Raw genomic sequence first — 16,014 nt, forward strand, 5'->3', positions numbered from 1 at the left:
GTCTGTGTTTCTGGATATCCCTTGGAATCTATACCCAAAGTCATTGGAGTCGCAGGTAGGCAGCCAGCAAGCGAATCCCGATGAGCTTACACAAGTAAGTGATTCGGGTAAGTGCGCACAGCTAACAACCCTGCGACTTCAAGTACGAAGGGTATAAATCATACCGCAAAACTGGGCCGAGATAAGATGGCTTGCTCAGAAGTGTGGAAAAGATTGCAACTCACGGTGAGATATTGGGAACAAACTGATTATCTGCCAATAAACGGTAGGCATAGCCAAAATAAGGTGGGGGTCAAAACTTACGGTGTAGCGAGCTAAGCCAGACTGAGTGCGTACAGCGCGGAAAAACCGGAGCGTACACGCAGTACGTGAGGATTTTGAGCACTGCACAATCTCAGTATGGCGACGCGCAGTAGCCGGTCACAAAGCAGAGGCTTGTCCACCACGAGCCAGCATATAATTATTCAGCTCATTCATCCCGGTCCAGCGATTGGCGCACCACAATGGCGCAAGCAGCGTTGGTCTGCGGGCGCTGGCAGAAATCCGGTGATAGACAATCTCAGCCGGGGTATGGCGGATCATTTCACCGGCAATCAGCACATAGTCCTCCAACGCCAGTTCTGACAAACGCCCTGCTCGCCACGCTTTGCCCATCGTGCTGCCCTCAACGATATGCAGTGGGTGCAGTTTTATCCCATCAACACCGGTGACCACCACATTATCCAGAGTCTCCATGCACTGAACCTGATTCTCACCGGGCAAACCGACAATCAAATGACAACATACTTTCAACCCACGGGCGCGGGCGCGACGGGCTGTTTGTTGGTAGCAGGCAAAATCATGGCCGCGATTAATACGTTTGAGGGTTTTATCATTAGCGGTCTGTAACCCCAGTTCCAACCAAACTTCATAACCCTGCTGCTGATAGCCACTGAGTAAATCCAGCACCGCATCTGGCACACAATCGGGGCGCGTCCCGACACACAAACCGACAATATCCGCCTCGGCCAACGCCAGCTCATACATCGCCGCGAGCGTATTCACTTCTGCATAAGTACTGGTATAAGCCTGAAAGTAAGCCAGATAACGGTTTGCACGATTGGCTTTTTTAGCCTGCTCTGCCAGTTGCTGCGCAATGCCCTGTTGCTGCATTTGCTCATCGGCAAATGAGGCCACATTACAAAAAGTGCAGCCACCACGCCCAAGAGTGCCATCGCGGTTCGGGCAGCTAAACCCGCCGTGTAGCGTGAGTTTATGAATTTTTTCACCGTAGCGGCGCTGTAAATCCGCACCAAACATATTGACTAATTTCTGCAACTGCATAATCTTGGCACTGCCTGTCAAAAAAGAGCTTAAGGCTACCCGCTAGCGATACAATTCGCGATGACAGAGATCAACTCCCACCCCCTTGGGTGCAGCTGCGCATAATCATTCACTATAAACGAAAATAAAATCACTTGACCGATGATTAAATTTTCTTATTTCAGCCAAGCTCATAGTGCTTCTATTACAATTCAGTGAAAAATAGTTTTAAATTCCAATAAATACATAAATAACAGTATATAACTCCAACATCACCACCAGCACTAGCATGGTGCAGAGATTTGACGATTGCCCTATAGTGAGACAGCTCACATTTTAAGACCTAACACTACCCGTCCAGGATCAAGAAAAAACACCAATAAAATTATATTTATCATAATGATGTAATCATTTATTACCTTAAAGATAGTTCTTAAGCCTATATTTGACCTGAGTATTCTTTCTCGCTAAGTTGGAAGTCCGCTGGAAGCTTTCTAGACGGGCAAACGTCTAGTCATAATTATGCAGTAATTTAAGACTCCCTCTTAAAACAAGTCTTATACCACTTGTGAGAACCGTCACAAGAGGCCATTGGCGGAGGGCGGAAAAGCAGATTTGTCGCGAAATACGCGCCTGTCAGCCCAGCCCGCCTGATGTCGAGATGGCCTTCTGGAGTCGGTTTGTGAGAGTCTCGCAGAGCCTGGGGAGGTTCACTGATATGTTGTACGATAAATCCCTTGAGAGGGACAACTGTGGTTTCGGCCTAATCGCCCACATAGAAGGCGAACCTAGCCATAAGGTCGTGCGTACCGCAATACACGCACTGGCCCGCATGCAACACCGTGGCGCGATACTTGCTGATGGCAAGACCGGCGACGGTTGTGGCCTGTTATTACAAAAACCGGATCGCTTTTTCCGGATGGTCGCTGAAGAACGCGGATGGCGTTTGGCCAAAAACTATGCCGTCGGCATGATGTTTCTCAGTCAGGACGAAGAACTCGCCAAGGCAAGCCGCCGCATTGTAGAAGAAGAATTGCAAAACGAAACGCTGTCGATTATCGGCTGGCGTGAAGTGCCGACCAACCCGGATGTTCTCGGTGAAATTGCCCTCTCCTCCCTGCCTCGGATTGAACAGATTTTTGTGAACGCCCCTGCTGGCTGGCGTCCACGTGATATGGAACGCCGCCTGTTTGTGGCGCGTCGCCGTATCGAAAAGCGTATTTCAGAAGATAAAGATTTCTACGTATGTAGTTTCTCTAATCTGGTGACGATCTATAAAGGCTTATGTATGCCTGCGGATCTGCCCCGTTTTTATCTTGATTTGGCTGACCTGCGCATGGAGTCGGCTATCTGCCTGTTCCATCAGCGCTTCTCAACCAACACTGTACCGCGCTGGCCGCTGGCTCAACCATTCCGTTATCTGGCCCACAACGGCGAAATCAATACCATCGCCGGTAACCGCCAATGGGCACGGGCGCGGGCTTATAAATTCAAAACACCATTAATCCCCGATTTGCAGGATGCGGCTCCTTTCGTCAATGAGACCGGCTCGGACTCCAGTTCACTGGATAACATGCTGGAACTGTTCCTCAGCGGCGGGATGGACCTGCTCCGTGCCATGCGTCTGTTAGTGCCACCGGCCTGGCAGAACAACCCGGATATGGATACCGACCTGCGCGCCTTCTTTGACTTCAACTCCATGCATATGGAGCCATGGGATGGCCCGGCCGGGATTGTGATGTCAGATGGCCGCTATGCTGCCTGTAACCTTGACCGTAATGGCCTGCGCCCGGCGCGCTATGTCATCACCAAAGATAAACTCATCACCTGCGCTTCTGAAGTCGGTATCTGGGATTACCAGCCCGATGAAGTGATTGAAAAAGGTCGCGTCGGCCCTGGTGAACTGATGGTGATCGACACCCGCAGCGGCAAGATCCTGCATTCTGCCGAAACCGATAACGATCTGAAAAGCCGCCACCCGTATAAAGAGTGGATGGAGAAGAACGTTAAGCGTCTGGTGCCATTCGAAGATCTGCCTGAAGATCAAGTAGGTAGCCGCGAGTTAGATGACTCGACACTGGAAACTTATCAGAAGCAATTTGGTTACAGCAGCGAAGAGCTGGATCAAGTCATCCGCGTGTTGGGTGAAATTGGTCAGGAAGCCACCGGCTCAATGGGGGATGACACCCCGTTTGCCGTGCTTTCCAGCGGCCCTCGTATTATTTACGATTACTTCCGCCAGCAATTTGCGCAAGTCACCAACCCACCAATTGATCCGCTGCGAGAAGCGCACGTCATGTCACTCGCCACCAGTATTGGCCGTGAAATGAACGTATTCTGCGAAGCCGAAGGTCAGGCGCACCGTCTGAGCTTTAAATCGCCGATCTTGCTGTTCTCTGACTTCCAGCAGTTAACCACGCTGGAAGGGGAATACTACCGCGCTGATCGGCTGGATCTGACTTTTGATCCGGCTGAGACTGATTTAGAACAAGCGGTGCTGGCGTTATGCGAAGAAGCAGAACGTAAAGTGCGTGATGGTGCCGTGATGCTGGTGCTATCAGACCGTGCCATTGCGCCTAACCGCCTGCCGGTGCCGGCTCCTATGGCAGTGGGTGCTATCCAGACTCGCCTGGTAGAAAAAAACCTGCGTTGCGATGCCAACATTATTGTTGAAACCGCCAGCGCCCGCGACCCACATCACTTCGCGGTATTGCTCGGTTTTGGTGCTACTGCGATTTACCCTTATTTAGCTTATGAATCACTGGCTAAATTGGTTGATACCCAAGCTATTGATAAGAAGTATCGCGATGTGATGCTGAACTATCGTAACGGTATCAATAAAGGGCTGTACAAAATCATGTCCAAAATGGGCATTTCAACCGTGGCATCATACCGTTGCGCCAAACTGTTTGAAGCCGTTGGCCTGCATCGTGACCTGACCAACCTGTGTTTCCAGGGCGTGGTTAGCCGCATCGGCGGAGCCAGTTTCAGTGATTTCCAACAGGATTTACAGAATCTGTCCAAACGTGCCTGGCTGAAACGCAAGCCACTGGATCAGGGCGGGTTACTGAAATTTGTCCACAACGGCGAATACCATGCATATAACCCGGATGTGGTCAGCACCTTACAAACTGCGGTTCACAGCGGCGAATACAGTGATTATCAGGTTTACGCCAAGCTGGTGAATGAGCGCCCGATTGCCACTTTGCGCGATCTGTTAGCCATTAAACCGCAAGGCACGCCGATCCCGGTAGATCAGGTTGAACCGGCCGAATCACTGTTCAAGCGCTTTGATACTGCCGCCATGTCCATCGGCGCACTCAGCCCAGAAGCCCATGAATCATTAGCCATCGCCATGAACAGCCTCGGCGGGTTCTCTAACTCCGGTGAAGGCGGTGAAGACCCTGCGCGCTATGGCACTAATAAGGTTTCCCGTATCAAGCAGGTGGCATCAGGCCGTTTCGGTGTCACACCGGCGTATCTGGTGAACGCCGATGTTATCCAGATCAAAGTGGCACAAGGGGCGAAACCGGGTGAAGGCGGCCAATTACCGGGTGATAAAGTCACGCCGTATATCGCCAAACTGCGTTATTCCGTGCCTGGTGTGACCTTGATTTCCCCACCACCGCACCATGATATTTATTCAATCGAAGACTTGGCACAGCTCATTTTCGACTTGAAACAGGTCAACCCGAAAGCACTGATTTCGGTGAAACTGGTTTCTGAACCCGGTGTTGGCACCATTGCAACCGGTGTAGCAAAAGCCTATGCCGACCTGATTACTATTGCAGGATACGACGGTGGTACCGGTGCCAGCCCGCTGTCCTCAGTGAAATATGCGGGTTGCCCGTGGGAACTGGGGCTGGTGGAAACACAACAAGCACTGGTTGCCAACGGCCTGCGCCATAAAATCCGCCTGCAAGTGGATGGTGGTCTGAAAACTGGTGTTGATATTGTTAAAGCCGCGATTCTGGGTGCAGAAAGCTTCGGCTTCGGTACCGGCCCTATGGTGGCACTCGGTTGTAAATACTTACGTATTTGCCACCTGAATAACTGCGCCACCGGTGTAGCAACTCAGGATGAAAAACTGCGCCGTGACCATTATCACGGTTTGCCTGAACGGGTGGTTAACTACTTCCAGTTTATCGCGCGGGAAACCCGTGAAATCATGGCCGAGCTGGGTGTCAGCCAACTGGTTGATTTGATTGGCCGCACCGATATGCTGCTGGAACTTGATGGTATCTCTGCCAAGCAAAATAAACTGGATCTGTCGCCAATGCTGCAAACCGCTACGCCGCATCCGGGTAAGGCACTGTATTGCACCGAAAATAATCCGCCGTTCGATAAAGGCGTATTGAACAAAGAGTTATTGGCGCAAGCTGAACCCTACATTGAAGCCAAACAGAGCAAGACGTTTTACTTTGATATCCGCAACACCGACCGCTCCGTGGGTGCGGCGTTATCCGGCGCGATTGCCACCAAACATGGCGATCAGGGCATGGTAACTGACCCGATCAAAGCCTACTTCTCCGGCACTGCCGGTCAGAGCTTTGGCGTGTGGAATGCCGGTGGCGTTGAGCTGACCCTAACCGGCGATGCCAACGACTATGTCGGTAAAGGCATGGCCGGTGGCCGCATTGCGGTGCGCCCTCCTGTCGGTTCTAACTTCCGCAGCCACGAAGCCAGCATTGTCGGCAACACTTGCCTGTATGGTGCCACTGGCGGCAAGTTGTTCGCTGCTGGCCGGGCCGGTGAGCGTTTCGCGGTACGTAACTCCGGGGCAATTACCGTCGTGGAAGGTATCGGCGATAACGGTTGTGAATATATGACCGGTGGGATTGTCTGCGTACTGGGCCGTACCGGAATTAACTTCGGTGCAGGTATGACCGGTGGTTTCGCTTATGTCCTTGATGAAGATGGTGAATTCCGTAAACGTGTTAATCCTGAGCTGGTTGAGGTTCTGGATGTTGATCAACTGGCAATCCATGAAGAACATTTGCGCGGCCTGATCACTGAGCATGTACAGTTGACGGGTTCTAGCCGTGGTGAAGAAATTCTGGCTAACTGGGCGGAATGGGTGACCAAGTTTGCTTTGGTTAAACCGAAATCCAGCGATGTGAAAGCACTGTTGGGCCACCGTAGCCGAACCGCCGCTGAGTTGCGGGTTCAAGCGCAGTAAGGGGTTGAAATGAGTCAGAATGTTTATCAGTTTATCGACCTACAGCGCGTAGATCCGCCGAAAAAGCCGCTAAAGATCCGTAAAATTGAATTTGTTGAGATTTACGAGCCATTCTCGGAAACACAGGCTAAAGCACAGGCAGACCGCTGTTTGTCGTGCGGTAACCCTTATTGCGAATGGAAATGCCCGGTGCATAACTACATCCCTAACTGGCTGAAACTGGCCAACGAAGGGCGAATTATGGAAGCCGCGGATCTTGCCCATCAAACCAATAGCTTGCCAGAAGTTTGTGGCCGCGTATGCCCGCAAGACCGCTTGTGTGAAGGGTCTTGTACTCTGAATGACGAGTTCGGCGCGGTGACCATCGGTAACATCGAGCGCTATATCAGTGACAAAGCCATTGAGATGGGCTGGAAACCTGATATGTCTCATGTTCACCCGACCGGTAAACGTGTGGCGGTGATTGGGGCTGGCCCTGCCGGGCTGGCCTGTGCCGACGTATTAGCACGCAACGGTGTACAAGCGGTGGTGTTTGACCGTCATCCAGAAATTGGTGGCTTGCTGACCTTTGGTATTCCGGCCTTTAAGCTGGAAAAAGAGGTGATGATTAAGCGGCGCAAAATCTTCTCCGAGATGGGTATCGAATTTAAGTTGAATACTGAAGTTGGCAAAGACATCACGATGGATGCGCTGCTGCAAGAGTATGACGCGGTGTTCCTCGGTGTGGGTACTTACCAATCCATGCGGGGTGGACTGGAAAACGAAGATGCATCTGGTGTGTATGATGCGCTGCCATTCCTGATCGCCAATACCAAGCAGCTGATGGGTTACGATGCTGCACCTCACGAGCCTTATATCAATATGCAAGGTAAACGTGTCGTGGTGCTGGGTGGTGGTGATACCGCGATGGACTGTGTACGTTCCTCCATTCGCCAAGGGGCAACGGACGTAGTTTGCGCCTATCGCCGTGATGAAGCCAACATGCCGGGCTCCAAGCGGGAAGTGAAGAATGCCCGCGAGGAAGGGGTCGAATTTAAATTCAACCTGCAACCGTTGAGCATTGAAGTGAACAGTAACGGTAAGGTCAGTGGCGTGAAGATGGTTCGTACCCAACTGGGCGCACCTGATGCACAGGGGCGTCGCATGGCTGAGCAAATCCCAGGTTCAGAACATATTCTGCCAGCAGATGCTGTGGTCATGGCATTTGGCTTCCGCCCACACAGCATGGAATGGTTGGCCGCTCATGACGTCACATTGGATAAACAAGGCCGTGTCGTGGCACCAGAGCGCACTGATAATGCCTTCCAGACCAGTAACCCAAAAATATTTGCCGGTGGCGATATCGTCCGTGGCTCTGATTTAGTGGTGACTGCCATTGCTGAAGGCCGCAAAGCCGCTGAAGGCATCATGAATTATTTGGAAGTCTGATACCAAAAGTCCTGTTATATACATCCAAAGACATCGAGGGCTGGTTATCCAGCCCTTTTTATTGCTATTTTCCACTGCATATCCACTCTCATTCAAGATTTTGTAACAATCTCAGTCGCCTTATTTGCAGCATTTTATGCTTTAAGCGCTATAGTAAAGACCAAGTTTGTATTTTCTTAGGCTGTTGGCCGAATCTCATGGCTGGTCTTATTATTACGCCTTGTTTTAAATAAAGGATTATCTGTTATGAAATCTCACTTACTTTTTATTGCTGGTGGCTTGCTGGCGATCAGCGGCAGTGCATTAGCAATGTCGCTTAATTATCAAGAAGTTGGTTATAACATTGAGGCTCGAGGTGCTCGGGCTGTGGTGGCGGAACTGGCAAAATCGGGGCAACTACCGGCGCTCGAGAACAATATCAAGTTAGGTGATGATAACTGGATTGCAATGGCACCCAAACTGGCTGATGGTGGTAATGCGAAGTTTACCGCAGAGGTCAAATCAGCTCTCTCTTCTGCGCTAATTTATAACCCGGCCGCGGTGTTAAAAGCCGTGAGTAACAGCAAAACATTGCCATTATCAGAGATTTGCACCGCACCGGCAGATGCCAAAGATAGCGCGGCAAAAACCAGCTTCCAACAACGCGCTTCTCATACCTTATCGACTATCAAAAACAACGATATGATGAGTCAGCGTGATAGCTGCCTGGCTGAATTGAAAAAGTTATCTTAATGGTTCAGTTGATATGATAAGGGCGGCAAATGCCGCCCTTATTGGGTAGGTAATACTGACCGGAAAATAACTGCGGTGCGTTACTTAACAACCCGCAAAGCCGGACGGCCACTACTGCGTGGCGGTTGCGGCGGTTCATCATCCGGTGAGTTATCATCGTCCTGTGACGCTCTGATGTCATCGGTGACCAGCACCAGATTATCAGCTGGCATATTCTCGTTATCGTCTTGTTCGATACTGTCAAAATTACCATCAGCATCAGAATCATACGCAGCTTCTGGCTCGAACATCGTGCCGGAGCCGTTTTCACGCGCATAGATTGCCATCACAGCCCCCATGGGGGCGACAACCTGACGAGGTACACCACCGAAACGGGCATTAAAACTCACACAATCATTACCCAGTTCCAGATTACCCACGGCACGCGGTGCCACATTCAATACAATCTGCCCATCGCGGGCAAACTCCATCGGCACCGAAACGCCTGGCCGGGTAACATCCACGACCAGATGTGGCGTCAGTTGGTTATCAATCAACCACTCGTAAAATGCGCGCAACAGGTAAGGACGGCGCGGAGACATATCCGACATCTCCATGATGATTAACCCCGAGTTGACAGGCGCATTTCACGCTCAACTTCAGTCAGTGACGCCAGGAACGCATCACGCTCAAACACGCGTGTCATATAGCCTTTAAGCTCTTTAGAACCCGCACCGCTAAACTCGATACCTAACTGCGGTAAACGCCACAGCAGCGGAGCCAGATAGCAATCGACCAGACTGAACTCTTCGCTCATAAAGAAAGGCATTTCATTAAATACCGGTGCGATAGACAGAAGCTCTTCGCGTAACTGCTTACGGGCCGCATCAGCTTCCTGCGCATTCCCTTTCTGAATTTTCGCCAGCAGGGAATACCAATCCTGTTCAATGCGGTTCATCATCAAACGACTGCTACCACGCGCGACAGGATAAACCGGCATCAATGGCGGATGAGGAAAACGTTCATCCAAATATTCCATGATAATGCGGGATTCATACAGAGTCAGCTCACGATCAACCAAAGTAGGGACGGTGCGGTAGGGGTTGAGGTCAATCAAGTCCTGCGGCAGATTATCATCTTCAACCTGCTCAATCTCAACACTGACACCTTTCTCCGCCAGTACGATACGTACTTGATGGCTAAAGATGTCGGCCGGGCCGGAAAACAGCGTCATTACCGAACGTTTGTTGGCAGCGACAGCCATGAAAACCTCCAAGATTATCTAGAAAACAGTGCGAATAGCCCACGGTGAGGTGGCTATCCTGAGTCGTTTTACCGCCGGTTCGCAATCTTGACCGCCGTTACCGTAAATGAACCTTGGGTGAGATAAGAATTCAGCCAGGGAGAGATACGGACGCCAACAGTTCACCGAACAGGCACAAAAGTGGATAATAGTTTACCAGATTTTGCATGTTTTGTGGGGCTGGAGGCACGATTTGATGATCAATTGTCTATCTGACAATAAGTTAACGGCGAAAAGAAAGTAAATAGAACGGTAGAAAGGTATTTTTCGGGCATAAAAAAACCCGGTGAGACACCGGGTTTTTACCATTAATCTGATACCGTAAAGGCAAAAAATTAACGTTTGGAGAACTGCGGACGACGACGTGCTTTACGCAGACCCACTTTCTTACGCTCAACTTCACGCGCATCACGCGTTACGAAGCCTGCTTTACGCAGTTCAGGGCGCAGAGTCTCGTCATATTCCATCAGTGCACGAGTAATACCGTGACGGATAGCACCGGCTTGACCAGAAATACCACCACCTTTAACAGTGATGTACAGGTCAAACTTACCAACCATATCTAACAGTACCAGAGGCTGCATAACGACCATGCGGCCAGTCTCGCGACCGAAGTACTGTTCGAGGGTACGTTGGTTAATAACGATATTACCGCTACCCGGCTTGATAAAGACGCGTGCAGCAGAACTTTTGCGGCGACCAGTGCCGTAGTTTTGATTTTCAGCCATTGCCATAATCCCGATTAAATGTCCAGAACTTGCGGTTGCTGTGCCGCATGATTGTGCTCAGTACCCGCGTAAACTTTCAGTTTACGGAACATAGCACGGCCCAGCGGCCCCTTCGGCAACATGCCTTTAACCGCGATTTCAATCACACGCTCAGGACTGCGGGCAATCATCTCTTCAAAGGTCGCCTGTTTGATACCACCGACATAGCCGGTGTGACGGTAATAGATCTTGTCTGTACGCTTGTTACCGGTTACAGCAACTTTTTCTGCGTTCAGAACGATGATGTAATCACCAGTATCGACGTGCGGGGTGTATTCCGCTTTGTGCTTGCCGCGTAAACGACTTGCCAGTTCAGTTGCGAGGCGACCTAAGGTCTTACCATCCGCATCAACAACATACCAGTCGCGTTTTACGGTTTCTGGTTTAGCTGTAAAAGTTTTCATTAAAAGCTTACCCAATTAATAAGTTACACGTTGGTGAACACCCAAACGTTCAAAAACAGTTGAGGCTCACACGACCATCAGTCCAGCAAACCTACCCCTTCGAATAGCCAATGCTGGCACTATCAAAGTTTTTGGGAAAAAAACTTTGTTGTAACGTGGGGTCGCAAGATTATAGAGAAGTCGACGTTAAAGATCGAACTGTTTTTGACGAGAAAAGTATAAATTAAACATGTTAAGTAAGGGCGAAGGAAAATCGCCCGAAGTAGAATAACATTTCTACCGCCAGAAAGTGAACCACAACGGCGCAGATAACCGCGATTACGGCAAATGGGGTAACGAAAGATACTCTTCACTTTGCATCTCTTGCAACCGCGACAGACAACGTTGATATTCGAATTTAAGCCGCTCGCCGCAGTAAATTTCAAACATGGGTGCCTCCGCAGCAATAACCAACTTCACTCGCCGCTCATAAAATTCATCCACCAGAGCCAGAAAACGCCGCGCCGTATTCTCATCTCGCGTCGCCATACTATGGACGTTGTGCAGCAATACCGTGTGATAAAGTTTGGATAAAGCAATGTAATCCAACTGGCTGCGAGCCTCTTCACATAATGTATGGAAATCAACCGCCAGAACCCCTTGTGCCACACAGATCGCAGGCAAAGGCCGGTGATTTACCTGCAATATCGGCGCACGTTCCCCCTCTTTACCCGCGAGTTTGACGAAAATCTGCGCCATCATCTGCTCTGTTTGCGCATTCAGTGGTGTCAGATACAGGTTTGCCTGAGTCAACGTGCGCAGCCGGTAGTCGATACCGGCATCCACGTTCATGACATCACAATATTGCTTAATCAACGCGATGGCTGGCAAGAAGCGACTGCGCTGTAATCCATTGTGGTACAAGTTATCTGGCGGAATATTGGACGTGGCCACCAGCGTGATGCCTCGCGCAAAAAGGGCTTCCAATAATGTTGCCAGTATCATGGCATCAGTAATATCTGAGACAAAAAACTCGTCAAAGCAGAGAATGTCGGTTTGGCTTTTAAAGCCATCGGCAACAATTTCCAATGGATTTTCATGGCCTTGTAGCTCGGTTAACTCTTGATGAACCCGTAGCATGAAACGATGAAAATGCAGGCGAAGCTTACGATCACCCGGCAAGCTGTGGAAAAATAGGTCCATTAGCCAGGTTTTCCCCCGCCCAACCCCGCCCCACATGTATAAGCCCTGAATCGGGCGCACGGGTGTGCGCGGCGTTGGCTTGCCAATCAAACGATGCAGATGCCTGCGTAAGCCCACACTGGCCGGTGGCGTATTTTGGCGCTGAATGAATTCCTGATAAAGAGTCTCCAACCGCGCCACGGTGCGCCGTTGAACCTCGTCAGGTTGGTAGTCGCCAGCATCAAGTGCCTGCTGGTAAAGTGCTGTAGGTGTGCTCGGTTGCATGTTTATCAACAATCCCTGATAAAATAGTTAGCTACTTTTTGCGGTACTTTCTGGCTGATTTATCGGGCAATCGCAGCATTTACCGACTCTGTTGCTGTGAAAAAAGCCTGATAACCATAGGCAATGTTGCATCAGGATTCCACTCAGACAAGGTTAACGGTTATAGTGGGTATTATTAAGTGAAAAAGTCCTGCTGAACAATGAAGTCAAAATAAGGAGTCATCATGACCTGGGAGTACGCGCTTATTGGGTTGGTTGTTGGTGTTGTGATTGGCGCGGTAGCTATGCGCTTTGGCAACCGCAAATTGCGTCAGCAGCAAGTGCTGCAAAATGAGTTGGAGAAGAGCAAAACAGATCTGGAAGAGTATCGTCAAGAACTGGTTGGGCACTTCGCCCGCAGTGCTGAATTGCTCGATAACATGGCTCGTGATTATCGCCAGCTCTATCAGCATATGGCGAAAAGCTCCAATAACTTATTGCCTGACTTACCATTACAGGATAATCCGTTCCGCTACCGTGTGACTGAATCTGAAGCCGATAACGATCAAGCACCGGTAAAAATGCCACCGCGTGATTACTCGGAAGGAGCATCAGGTTTACTGCGTCCGGAACACCAAACCCGCGATTAAACACATACCATCATGCTGGCTACAAAACTGTGGCCAGCACATTTACACTTCTATACTTACCTCTCCTTGAATTGCCTTATCCTGGCCCTTATATCAAGCGGTACGTTATATACTGATGTTAAAGCCGCAGTAGCCTTTTGAAATAAGTGAATTTTTCAGCTCATTCAGAGTCTGAATTTACAATAGCCTGTAGCAGCTATCCACCCTATTCATTCACCGTTAGGTATTGAGAGAGTTTAAACCAATGAAGAAGAAATCATTATTTCTTAGTGCGCTGGCAATGAGCGTCGCCTTAGGCTTCGCTGCTGCCCCAATGGTGAACGCAGCAGCACTTCCCGCAGCGGTTGCTGGTCAGGCGGTACCTAGTCTGGCACCGATGCTGGAGAAAGTGTTACCCGCAGTTGTCAGCGTGCATGTCTCTGGCACCCAGGCTCAGCAACAACGTTTACCCGAAGAGTTCAAGTTCTTCTTTGGCCCAAATGCGCCAACGGGGAAAGAGACTAACCGCCCATTCGAGGGGCTGGGTTCTGGTGTGATTATTAATGCCGAAAAAGGCTATGTGCTGACCAATAACCACGTTATCAATAACGCGGATAAAATTCGTGTGCAGCTCAATGATGGTCGCGAATATGATGCCAAACTGTTAGGCCGTGATGAGCAAACCGATATCGCGTTATTGCAGTTAACTGATGCCAAAAATCTGACCGCGATCAAAATGGCTGACTCTGATAATTTGCGCGTAGGTGATTTTGCAGTCGCGGTAGGTAACCCATTTGGTCTGGGGCAAACGGCCACATCAGGGATTATTTCTGCATTGGGTCGCAGTGGCTTGAATCTGGAAGGGTTAGAAAACTTTATCCAGACTGACGCCTCCATCAACCGCGGTAACTCAGGCGGTGCGTTGGTTAACCTCAATGGTGATTTGATTGGTATTAACACCGCCATTTTAGCTCCAGGCGGCGGTAATATCGGTATCGGCTTTGCAATTCCAAGCAATATGGCACAGAACCTCAGCCAGCAGTTGATCGAATTTGGTGAAGTCAAACGCGGTCTGCTGGGGATTCGTGGTACTGAAATGACTGCGGATATGGCAAAAGCCTTCAATATTGATGCGCAGCGTGGCGCTTTTGTCAGTGAAGTATTGCCAAAATCTGCGGCATCTAAAGCCGGTATCAAATCAGGTGATGTGTTGATTTCTGTCGATGGCAAGCCAATCAGCAGCTTTGCTGAGTTGCGCGCCAAAGTCGGCACCACCGGGCCGGGCAAAGCCATTAAAGTAGGCTTGCTGCGCGGAGGTAAGCCGCTTGAGGTGACTGTCACACTGGAAAACAGCAGCCCGACCTCAACCAGCGCGGATACCTTATCACCCTCGTTACAGGGCGCATCCCTGAGCAATGGCGAGATCAAAGGTGGCAGCAAAGGTATCAAAGTTGAGAGCATCATCAAAGGCTCACCAGCTGCGCAATCTGGCTTACAAAAAGACGATGTAATTATTGCTGTAAACCGTGAGCGTGTTCAGGACATTACCCAGTTACGCAAAGCTATCGAAGCGAAACCGGCTGTCATCGCACTGAATATCGTGCGCGGTGAAGAGAATATTTACCTATTAATACGGTAATTTGCAGAAAAATCGGACACAGCACAATGCTGTGTCCGCCAAACTCATGCTATTCTCCTGTCATCTATCCATTCACGCCTTAAACCTTATGTTTCTTAAGCTATTGCGTTCTATTATTTTGGGGCTAATTATTGCCGGTATCTTGCTGGTCGCAATGCCTATGCTTCGCAATCCTGGCCACTTATTTTCTGGCGATAGCAATAGTTTAGATGACGAGGTTCCTGCCAGTTATAACCAGGCAGTACGCCGCGCAGCACCTGCGGTAGTGAATGTGTACAACCGCAGTCTGGGTTCCTCGCAGGAGGGGCTGGCCATCCGAACGCTAGGTTCTGGCGTGATTATGAGTGATAAGGGCTATATCCTTACCAATAAACACGTTATCAATAATGCAGAACAGATCATTGTGGCATTACAAAATGGCCGCATATACGAAGCATTACTGGTTGGCTCAGATAGCCTGACTGATTTAGCTGTTCTGAAAATTGATGCCGCCAATCTGCCAATTATTCCCATAAATATTAACCGCACGCCGCACATTGGTGATGTGGTACTGGCAATCGGTAATCCTTATAACCTTGGACAGACCGTGACTCAGGGGATTATCAGTGCCACCGGGCGTATTGGTTTAAGTGACTCCGGGCGACAAAATTTCCTTCAGACCGATGCCTCGATCAACCAGGGTAATTCCGGTGGTGCGCTGGTGAATACATTGGGCGAGCTGATGGGGATTAATACCCTCTCGTTTGATAAAAGTAGCAATGGTGAGATACCGGAAGGTATTGGCTTTGCCATTCCGACCGCGTTGGCGACTAAAGTGATGGAGAAACTCATCCGTGACGGGCGGGTTATCCGTGGTTATATTGGGATTACCGGTGAGGAATATCCGCCTTTCAATGCCAGCGGAAATAGTGCAGATCGGATACACGGAATTAAGGTCAATGCCATATCAGAACACGGTCCGGCGGCCGAGGCAGGTCTACAAATTGGCGATATCATTCTTAGCGTTAATAATAAGCCAGCGACATCCGTTATAGAAACTATGGATCAGGTGGCAGAAATCCGCCCTGGCACCACAATTCCTGTTCTGTTATTACGCCATGGTCAGCAGCTCACAACGCAGATTATTATCAGTGAGTTAGATCAGAATGCCGTGCTGGGCCAGCAGCCAACGGCACAGCGGTAAGGTTCATCGGCTTAAAAAAAATAGCCAGCTCGGTATCATCGGCT

General features: G+C 49.9%; 12 protein-coding genes. 6 read left to right on the forward strand and 6 right to left on the reverse strand.

The genetic code is table 11. The features are described 5' to 3' along the window. Positions 1-420: 420 nt before the first annotated feature. A complete protein-coding gene (gene mnmL / locus YALDO0001_RS06985; RefSeq protein WP_004701334.1) occupies positions 421-1,323 on the reverse strand; it encodes a tRNA modification radical SAM protein MnmL/YtqA in 903 nt (300 codons plus the stop codon). Between the two features lie 697 nt (positions 1,324-2,020). Here mnmL and gltB point away from each other — a divergent pair. The 3 genes from gltB (at position 2,021) to YALDO0001_RS07000 (ending at position 8,641) form a co-directional block, all read left to right on the forward strand. Beyond that, positions 2,021-6,481 carry a glutamate synthase large subunit gene (gene gltB, locus YALDO0001_RS06990; RefSeq protein WP_042839536.1) on the forward strand — a complete coding sequence of 1,487 codons (4,461 nt, stop codon included), beginning with the start codon at positions 2,021-2,023 and terminating at the stop codon, positions 6,479-6,481. A gap of 9 nt (positions 6,482-6,490) precedes the next feature. Next, a complete protein-coding gene (locus YALDO0001_RS06995; RefSeq protein WP_004701338.1) occupies positions 6,491-7,909 on the forward strand; it encodes a glutamate synthase small subunit in 1,419 nt (472 codons plus the stop codon). A 246-nt stretch (positions 7,910-8,155) separates the two neighbouring features. Further along, positions 8,156-8,641: a hypothetical protein gene (locus tag YALDO0001_RS07000; protein WP_004701340.1), complete on the forward strand. Its 486-nt coding sequence runs from the start codon at positions 8,156-8,158 to the stop codon at positions 8,639-8,641. A gap of 80 nt (positions 8,642-8,721) precedes the next feature. Here YALDO0001_RS07000 and sspB read toward each other — a convergent pair whose 3' ends face one another. The 5 genes from sspB to zapE all read right to left on the reverse strand — a co-directional run bounded on the left by sspB (position 8,722) and on the right by zapE (position 12,540). Next, a complete protein-coding gene (gene sspB / locus YALDO0001_RS07005) occupies positions 8,722-9,237 on the reverse strand; it encodes a ClpXP protease specificity-enhancing factor (RefSeq protein ID WP_004701342.1) in 516 nt (171 codons plus the stop codon). A gap of 5 nt (positions 9,238-9,242) precedes the next feature. After that, positions 9,243-9,884 (reverse strand): stringent starvation protein SspA, encoded by a 642-nt coding sequence (gene sspA, locus YALDO0001_RS07010; RefSeq protein WP_004701343.1) that lies wholly within the window; start codon positions 9,882-9,884, stop codon positions 9,243-9,245. 374 nt (positions 9,885-10,258) lie between these two features. Then, complete coding sequence (rpsI, locus tag YALDO0001_RS07015) at positions 10,259-10,651, reverse strand: 30S ribosomal protein S9 (RefSeq protein ID WP_042547043.1); 393 nt, start codon at positions 10,649-10,651, stop codon at positions 10,259-10,261. A 14-nt stretch (positions 10,652-10,665) separates the two neighbouring features. Beyond that, positions 10,666-11,094 (reverse strand): 50S ribosomal protein L13, encoded by a 429-nt coding sequence (gene rplM, locus YALDO0001_RS07020; RefSeq protein WP_004701348.1) that lies wholly within the window; start codon positions 11,092-11,094, stop codon positions 10,666-10,668. Positions 11,095-11,412: 318 nt separating this feature from the next. Next, complete coding sequence (gene zapE, locus YALDO0001_RS07025; RefSeq protein ID WP_004701349.1) at positions 11,413-12,540, reverse strand: cell division protein ZapE; 1,128 nt, start codon at positions 12,538-12,540, stop codon at positions 11,413-11,415. 224 nt (positions 12,541-12,764) lie between these two features. Between zapE and zapG the strand changes: the two genes are divergently transcribed. The 3 genes from zapG (at position 12,765) to degS (ending at position 15,970) form a co-directional block, all read left to right on the forward strand. After that, positions 12,765-13,169 (forward strand): Z-ring associated protein ZapG, encoded by a 405-nt coding sequence (gene zapG, locus YALDO0001_RS07030; protein WP_004701352.1) that lies wholly within the window; start codon positions 12,765-12,767, stop codon positions 13,167-13,169. Positions 13,170-13,413: 244 nt separating this feature from the next. Beyond that, positions 13,414-14,787, forward strand: a complete 1,374-nt coding sequence (degQ, locus tag YALDO0001_RS07035) for a serine endoprotease DegQ (protein WP_004701353.1) — start codon at positions 13,414-13,416, stop codon at positions 14,785-14,787. Between the two features lie 88 nt (positions 14,788-14,875). After that, the gene (gene degS / locus YALDO0001_RS07040) at positions 14,876-15,970 is read left to right on the forward strand and encodes an outer membrane-stress sensor serine endopeptidase DegS (protein ID WP_004701355.1); all 1,095 of its coding nucleotides are present in this window, start codon (positions 14,876-14,878) and stop codon (positions 15,968-15,970) included. Positions 15,971-16,014 lie beyond the last annotated feature (44 nt).

The sequence above is a fragment of the Yersinia aldovae ATCC 35236 genome (assembly GCF_000173735.1).
GTDB lineage: Bacteria > Pseudomonadota > Gammaproteobacteria > Enterobacterales > Enterobacteriaceae > Yersinia > Yersinia aldovae.